This window comes from Mycobacterium sp. E796, assembly GCF_001672815.1.
Taxonomy (GTDB): domain Bacteria; phylum Actinomycetota; class Actinomycetes; order Mycobacteriales; family Mycobacteriaceae; genus Mycobacterium.
This window is the reverse complement of record NZ_LZKK01000267.1, coordinates 89,786-96,836: the sequence shown is the minus strand read 5'-3', so window position 1 is coordinate 96,836 and position 7,051 is coordinate 89,786. Positions and strand designations below refer to the sequence as shown.

General features: G+C 70.2%; 2 protein-coding genes. Both read left to right on the top strand.

All coding sequences use genetic code 11. The features are described 5' to 3' along the window. Positions 1-3,836 (top strand): SDR family NAD(P)-dependent oxidoreductase (locus tag A5706_RS20975; protein WP_156767260.1); only part of this gene is annotated, 3,836 nt, incomplete at its 5' end. A 2-nt stretch (positions 3,837-3,838) separates the two neighbouring features. Next, entirely contained in the window at positions 3,839-6,916 is a 3,078-nt protein-coding gene (locus A5706_RS20970; RefSeq protein WP_068134690.1) for a type I polyketide synthase, read from the top strand. Positions 6,917-7,051: the final 135 nt, after the last annotated feature.

Below are 7,051 nucleotides of genomic sequence, written 5' to 3'. Positions count from 1 at the left end.
CGGCCGCGGTGAGGATCGACTCGACCTCGGCCCGGTCTTTGGCGACGGACACCACCGCTTCGGTGGTCGACGACTGCGCCACCGCGGCCGCGCGCCTGTTCGCCGCCGGGGTGGGCGTGGACTGGGCCGCGACGTTCGCCGGCCTCGACCCCCAACGCGTCGACCTGCCCACGTATCCCTTCCAGCGCCGCAGGTTTTGGCTGTCGGCGGAGATGGTGGGCTCACGCGATGTCGACGGCCTGGGCCTGACCGGGTCCGACCATCCCCTGCTGGGCGCGGTCGTGGAACGGCCCGACTCGGGAGAGGTGGTGCTGGCGGGCCGGTTGTCGCTCGCCGCGCAACCGTGGCTGGCCGATCACGCGGTGGGTGGGGTGGTGCTGTTTCCCGGGGCCGGCTTTGTGGAGCTGGCGCTGCGCGCCGGTGACGAAGTCGGCTGTTCGGCAATCGAGGAGCTCACGTTGTCGGCGCCGCTGGTGTTGCCGGCAACCGGCGGCGTCCAGGTGCAGGTGCTGGTGGGTGTCGCCAACGACGCGGGCGCTCGGGCCGTGTCGGTGTATTCCTCAGGCGCGCAGTCGGATTCGGGATGGGTGCTGCACGCCGAGGGCGTGTTGACTGCGCGGGCGGTGGCGCCGATCGCGGATTCCTCGGCATGGCCGCCCGTGGGTGCGGTCGCCGTCGACGTCAGCGGCGCCTACGAGAGCATGGCCGACCGCGGCTACGGCTACGGCCCGGCGTTCCGGGGGCTACGGAGCGTGTGGCGGCGGGGAACGGAGATATTCGCGGAAGCCACCGTCCCGCAGGACGCGGGGGTCGCGTTGGGCGGGTTCGGGATTCACCCGGTGCTGCTCGACGCGAGCCTGCATGCCCTGGGGGTGGGCGGCGAGCAGGATCAGATCCTGCTGCCCTTCTCCTGGCAGGGTGTGACGTTGCACGCCGCGGGCGCAGCGCACGTGCGGGTTCGGATTGCGCCGACGGGGTCGGGGGCGATGTCGCTGGAGATCGCCGACGCGGCGGGGCTGCCGGTGTTGTCGGTGGGGGAGTTGGTGGTTCGCCCGGTGTCGCCCGAGCAGCTGGCAGCGGCGAGTCGTCCCGGCGGGGGCCTGCTCGAGGTCAGCTGGTCTCCAATTTCGCTGAACGGCGATGCGCCGGCCGAGCCCGCGGAGGTGTGGGAATGCGCCCCCAGTGCGGGCAACCCGGTCGAGTCGGTGCACGCGGCCACCGCGGACGCGCTGGAACTGCTGCAGTCGTCGCTGACCGAGGATCGAAGCGGTCCGTTGGTGGTGGTGACCCGCGGCGCGGTGGGGCTGGCCGGCGAGGACGTCACGGATCTGGCCGGCGCGGCGGTGTGGGGGCTGGTGCGTTCGGCGCAGGCCGAGCATCCGGGCCGGGTGGTTTTGGTCGATTCCGACGGGTCGCTCGACGCCGAGTCGGTAATCGGCTGTGGTGAACCGCAATTGGTGGTGCGCGAGGGCGTGGCCTACAAGGCGCGGCTGACCCCCGCGCAGTCGGGCCCGGCGCTGGAGCTGCCGGCGGGCGAGTGGCGACTGGCCGCCGGTAGCGGGGGAACGCTCGAAGACCTGGTGGCCCAGCCGTGCCCCCGGGCGGACGTGGCCGCCGGCCAGGTGCGGGTGGCGGTCGCCGCGGTCGGCGTGAACTTCCGGGATGTGCTGGTGGCCCTCGGGATGTACCCGGGCGCGGCGCAATTGGGCGCCGAGGGCGCCGGCATCGTCGTCGAGGTCGGCCCCGAGGTGACGGGCCTGGCCGTCGGTGATGCGGTGATGGGGATCCTGGGCCTGGCGGGTTCCGAAGCGGTCGTCGATCAGCGGTACGTGGTGCGGGTGCCGCAGGGGTGGTCGTTGACCGAGGCCGCGGGTGTGCCGGTGGTGTTCTTGACGGCCTTGTACGGGTTGTCGGTGCTGGCCGGGGTACGGGCCGGGCAGCGGGTTCTGGTGCACGCCGCGGCCGGCGGGGTCGGCATGGCCGCCGTCCAGCTGGCCCGGCACTGGGGCGCGGAAGTGTTCGTCACCGCGAGTCGCGGCAAGTGGGACACGCTGCGCGCCATGGGATTTGACGAAAACCATATCGGTGACTCGCGGTCGCTGGAATTCGAGCAGAAGTTCTTGGCGGCCACCGACGGGGCCGGCGTGGACGTGGTGCTCAACTCGCTGGCCGGGGAGTTCACCGACGCGTCGTTGCGGTTGCTCGCATCCGGCGGGCGCTTCATCGAGATGGGCAAGACCGATCTGCGTGACCCGCAGGCGATCGCCGCGACCTATCCCGGTGTGCAGTATCGGGCGTTCGACCTGATGGAGGCCGGGCCCCGGCACATCCAGGAGATGTTGGTCGAGCTGATCGGGCTGTTTGAGGGCGGCGCCCTGCGGCGACTGCCGTTGCGGGCCTGGGACGTGCGCCGCGCCGTCGAGGCATACCGGTTCGTCAGCCAGGCCCGGCACATCGGCAAAGTGGTTCTGACGCTGCCGAACCGGCCCGGCGTCGGGCTGGCCGGCGGCACGGTGTTGATCACCGGCGGCACCGGGATGGTCGGCGGTCTGGTGGCACGTCACGTGGTCAGCCGGTACGGGGTTCGCCACGTCGTCTTGGCCAGCCGCCGCGGCCAAACCGCCGACGGCGCCGACGAACTGGTGGCCGACCTGACGCGGGCGGGTGCCACGGTCCAGGTGGTGTCCTGCGACGTGAGCGACCGCGCTGCGGCCGCGGACCTGTTGGCGGGGCTCCCCGAACAGCATCCGTTGAGCGCGGTGATTCACGCCGCCGGAGTGCTCGACGACGCGGTGATCGCCTCGCTGACGCCCGAGCGCCTCGACACGGTGCTGCGGGCCAAAGCCGACGCCGCCTGGAACCTGCATGAGCTGACCCGGGACCTGAATCTCGCAGCATTCGTGGTCTTTTCATCGATGGCCGGCGTGGTGGGCGCACCCGGTCAGGGCAACTACGCGGCGGCCAACAGCTTCCTCGACGCGCTCGCCGTCCACCGACGCGCGAATGGCCTTCCCGCACTGTCGGTCGCCTGGGGACTCTGGGAACAGGATTCCGGAATGACGCAGCATCTCGGCGATCGCGACAAGGCCCGGATAAGCCGCGTCGGGCTGGCCCCGCTGTCCGGCGAGCAGGCGCTCGATCTCTTCGATACCGCACTGCTGAGCGAGCAACCCATCGTCGTGGCCACCCGCCTCGACCGGGACGCGCTCGCCCGCAACAGCGCGGCGCTGCCCCCGCTGTTGAGCGGCTTGGCCAACCGTCCCGCCCGACGCGTGGTCGACCACGTCGAGATCGCGATGGCGTCGACGGGTTTGCGGGCGCGGCTGGCCGGCCTGACCCCCGAGCAGCGGCACCGCGAACTGGTGGATCTGGTGTGCGGCAACGCCGCCACGGTGCTCGGTCACAGCAACACGGACGTCGAGGCCGAACAGCCCTTCCAAGATCTCGGCTTCGATTCGCTGACCGCCGTCGAACTACGCAACCGGCTGAAAAATGCTACCGGCCTTACCCTTTCGCCGACGCTGATCTTCGATTACCCGTCCCCCGCCGCGCTCGCCGAGCATCTGGACGGCCAGCTCGCCGCGGGCCCGGGCGCCGAAAAGCCCGACCCGATGTCCCGCTTTGGCGACGTTGTCCGCGAACTCCAGACGCTGATCGGCCAACCCGGCTTGGACCCCGACGACAAGAAGCGCATGACGGCACGCATCGAGATGCTGCTGACCCTGAGCACCGCTCAATCCGATCCCGCCGCCCATGACGAGCTTTTCGACGACGACATCAAGAACGCCACCGAGAGCGAACTGTTCGCCATCCTCGACGAAGAATCCGGACCCTGACCGTGCGCCCGGCAGACGTAGCGATCATCGGGATCGCCTGCAGGTTCCCGGGCGCCGCCAACCCCGCCGAATTCTGGCGCGTGCTCCGCGACGGAAAAGAAGTCACTCGTGTCGCCGATGGGAAGACCCGCCGAGAGGGGCTGCTGGACAACGTTGCCGAGTTCGACGCGGACTTCTTCAACATCTCGCCGCGCGAGGCCGGCGCGATGGATCCCCGCCAGCGGCTGGCGCTGGAGCTCGCCTGGGAGCTTCTCGAGGACGCGTTCCTGTTGCCGGAAAGCCTGCGCGGAGAACAGGTCGCCGTTTACCTCGGCGCGATGAGCGACGACTACGCGGTGCTGACGCTCGACACCGTGGAACACGTCGACCATCACTCCTTCGCCGGAATCAGCCGGGCGATGATCGCGAACAGGATTTCCTACGCCTTGGGCGTGCACGGCCCGAGCATGACGATCGATTCCGGTCAGTCATCGTCGTTGGTGGCCGTTCACGCCGCGGCGGAGAGCCTGCGCTCGGGCGAATCGAAGCTGGCCATCGCGGGCGGTGTCCACCTGAACCTGGCCAGCGAGACATCCTTGCTGGAAAGGGAATTCGGGGCGCTATCGGCGTCAGGCCACACCTATGCCTTCGACGCCCGCGCCGACGGTTACGTGCGCAGCGAGGGCGCCGGGCTGGTGCTGCTGAAGCCGTTGCGGGCCGCCCTCGAGGACGGGGACCGCGTCCGGGCGGTCATCCGCGGCAGCGCGGTCGGCAACGCCGGGCACACTGCCGCCGGGCAGACGGCGCCCTCGGTCGCGGGACAGGCCGACGTCATCCGACGCGCCCTTGGCGACGCGGGCCTCGAACCGGGCGAGTTGGAGTATGTCGAGGCGCACGGCACCGGCACCCCGATCGGCGACCCGGTGGAGGCGAATGCGCTGGGGGAGGCGATCGGCAGGCTCGGACAGCGCCCGCTGACCGTGGGATCGGTGAAGACCAACATCGGCCACGCGGGCGGCGCCGCGGGCATCGCGGGTTTGCTCAAGGCCGTGCTGTCGATCGAGAACGGCGCCATTCCCGCGAGCCTCAACTACGCCGGGCCGGCGATCGATCTGGACGGCCGCGGGCTGCGCGTCAACACCGAGCTGACCCCCTGGCCGCCGCGGGAGGGTCCGCGCCGGGCGGGGGTGTCGTCGTTCGGCATGGGCGGCACCAACGCCCACGTGATCGTCGAGCAGGGGCCCGCGCGCCCGGAAACGCCCGTGACCGAACGGGAGAACGGGCCGACCGTGTGGGTGCTGTCCGGCCGCTCGCAGCGCGCGTTGGCCAATCAGGCCGCGCGACTGCGCGCGCGTGTGGCCGGCGACCCGGGGCTGGATGCGAGCGACGTGGCGTGGTCGTTGGCGACGACGCGCTCGGTGTTCGAGCATCGCGCGGCGCTGGTGGGCGCCGATCGCGAGGCGCTGACCGAGGCATTGGCCGGTTTGGCGCGCGGCGAGCCGCGTACCGACACCGTCCTCGGCCGGGCGCACGCGCCGGGCACGACGGCGTTCGTCTTCCCCGGGCAGGGCGCGCAGTCGCTGGGGATGGGTGCCGAACTGTACGGCCGGTTCCCGGTGTTCGCGAAGGCTTTCGACGAGGCCACCGCCGCGCTGGATGACCGGCTGCGCGGCGTGATGTGGGGGAGCGACCCAAACCTGTTGGATAACACCGAGTTTGCACAGCAGGCGTTGTTTGCTGTCCAGGTGGGGCTGGCGGCGCTGCTGCGGCACTGGGGGGTGGTCCCCGGCGTGGTGATGGGGCATTCCGTCGGCGAGATCACCGCCGCCCATGTCGCGGGCGTGTTGTCGCTGTCCGACGCGGCCAAGGTGGTCGCGGCGCGGGGCAGGTTGATGGCGGGGTTGCCCGCCGGCGGCGCGATGGTTGCGGTCGGCGCCGGCGAGGGCGAGGTGGGGCCGCTGCTCACCGACGGGGTGGCCATCGCGGCGATCAACGGCCCCGAAGCGGTGGTGATCTCCGGCGCGGAAGCCGCCGTCGGCGCCATCGCCCAAACCCTGGCGGACCGGGGCAGGCGCTTCCATCGGTTGGCGGTCTCGCACGCGTTCCACTCGCCGCTGATGGAGCCCATGATCGAAACCTTCGAAACCGCGGTGTCCGACATCTCGCCAGAAGAGCCTCGAATACCGTTGGTGTCCAACGTGTCTGGGCAGCTCGTCGGACCCGGCTACGGATCCGCGCGGTACTGGGCCGAGCATGTGCGCCGTCCGGTTCGCTTCGCCGACGGGGTGCGGGCCGCCGAGGCGTCCGGGGCCGGCGTGTTCGTCGAAGTCGGTCCCGGCGGCGGGCTTAGCGCCGCGGCGGAGCAGTCTCTGGTAACCGAGCACTCCGTCGCGACGGTCACGCTGGCCAAGGATCGCCCGGAGGTCGAGTCGCTGCTCATGGCGGCCGCTCGGTTGTTCACCACCGGCGTGGCGGTCGACTGGAGCGCGGTCCTGCGGGCCGGCCGGCGGGTCGAGTTGCCGACGTATGGCTTTGTGCGCCAGAGGTTTTGGCTGGGCACCGGTACAGATGCGCCGACACCGGACGCCCAGCACGAGACGGCCGAGCGCCTACGCCAACTGCCGCCCCGCGAGCGCCGCCGCCGCCTGATCGAGCTGGTGTGCGCCCACGCCGCAGCGGTGTTGGGACATCCGGACGGCCACGCCGTCGACCCGGACCGCGCCTTCCAGGATCTCGGATTCGACTCCCTGACCGGGGTGGAACTGCGCAACCGGCTCAAAGCCGATACCGGGCTGGCCTTGTCGCGCACGCTCATCTTCGACTATCCCAACCCCGCGGCGCTGGCCGACCATCTCGGTCAACAATTGCTGAGCGGCGAATCCGAAGAGTCCGACGAGGAAAAGGTGTGGTCGGTGCTGAGAAAGATTCCGCTTCAGGAACTTCGCAGAACCGGATTGCTGGACAAATTGTTGCTGTTGGCCGGCGACCCGGAAACGTCGCTCGACGATTCGACGGTTACCGATGACGCCATCGATTCCTTGAGCCCTGACGCGCTAATTGCGCTTGCCCTTGACGCGGCAGAAGGCGACGACGTTCAATAGTCAAACTGCTACTGGCGGAATTGATTACGCGTCGCGTGCCCACCTTAATTTGACACACGTTGAATATCAACCGAATTGCGATGCTGCGCGAAAACTCTTAAACTTCCCACGATACGGAGCGGTTCTCAGCCTCGG